At 36.9% G+C, this 1,410-nt stretch carries 1 protein-coding gene; it reads right to left on the bottom strand.

The window, feature by feature from the left end:
• Positions 1-14: 14 nt before the first annotated feature.
• Positions 15-1,410: IS1182 family transposase (locus H8B04_RS16820; RefSeq protein WP_190303065.1), on the bottom strand; the 1,396-nt coding region annotated here is incomplete at its 5' end.

The raw sequence follows: 1,410 nt of genomic DNA, 5'->3' as shown, positions 1-1,410 counted from the left end.
AAAAAGCGGTCTTTTTAGGCCGCTTTCTTTCTTAAATTTTGTGCAATTGCCAATAATCCCCATTCTATTGACACAAGATCTTTACCGCGGAGCATAAAGCGGCGGAAATTATGATTTTGTTTTATGTTTCCGAAGACCGGTTCCACATCACAACATCGTTTTTTACGTTTTGCAATACCTTCTTCACTATTAAGCAGTTCATATGCTCTATCCTTGTGCCGGTTTAGATTTTCATTTACTTGAATTATTCTGTTTCCTGCACCTTTATGACAAGCTCCATTTAAAGGACAATTGCTGCAATTTTTTGCCTGATACTTTTTTACTTCTTGCTCGAAACCAGAAGCATTTTTTATCTTGAAGGTTCCTAAACAAGTCATACGTTGCCCCATTGGACATATATACCAGTCTTCATCTTTATTATAATACAGATTATCCACACTAAAAGGAACTTTAATTGGATTACTATTTTTTTGCTCCTTATCAAACATATTATATTTAACGTATCCCTTTATATCCTTTGCTTCAAGATAATCGTAATTTTCCTCGCTGCCATACCCAGCGTCTGCAGTGACCGCTTCTGGATGTTTGCCGTAACTTTGTTTATGCTGGTCAAGGTGTAAGCTTAGTGTTCGTGTATCAGTAGGATTGGAATGAATAGTATAATTAACGATATATTGGTTAGAGGTAGAGATTTGAATATTGTAACCTGGTTTCAGCTGCCCATTAAGCATAGGATCTTCTTTCATGCGCATGAAAGTAGCCTGTGTATCCGTCTTGCTATAGCTGTTTCGCTCACCAAGAATAGCCTCCTGTTGTTCATACTCCTCAATTTTAGTCGGATAGTTTTTAGTGACATACTGTAGTTTAGAACGCATTTTCTTACTTACATCCTTATTATCAGCTAGTACAGCATTGAGTTTGTCAACAGTAGCCTGGACCTTTTCTTTATTAATATCTGTCAAATCAGGGGGATCAGGTAAATCATCTTCTGTTTTAGCAACGCTTTGGGCATAATCCCAAATTTCTGCTAAGGCCTTTTTCATCTTCTCCTTATTGGTGTGGATCGACTTCTTCCAGACAAAAGTATATTTGTTTGCATTAGCTTCTATTTTTGTCCCATCTACATAAACATCATCAATACTTAAAAGGCCTTCATCGGCCAATAGTTTTACTACTCCCTCAAAAATACTGCGTAATGCTTGCTTCAAGCGGACTCCACGAAATCTATTAATTGTATTATGATCAGGAAAGCTCATGCCGCTTAACCACATAAAATTAACATTTTCGCGGCATGCCATCTCCAATTTACGACTACTATAAATATTGCTAAGGTAGCCGAAAACTAAAACCTTCAATAACATTTGAGGATGATAGCTAGAGGAGCCTTTAATTTTATAGGCAGCCAATAAC

Source organism: Sphingobacterium litopenaei (assembly GCF_014692495.1).
Lineage (GTDB): Bacteria > Bacteroidota > Bacteroidia > Sphingobacteriales > Sphingobacteriaceae > Sphingobacterium > Sphingobacterium litopenaei.
Note: the sequence above shows the minus strand (reverse complement) of the source record. Positions and strands in the feature narration are given on the sequence as shown.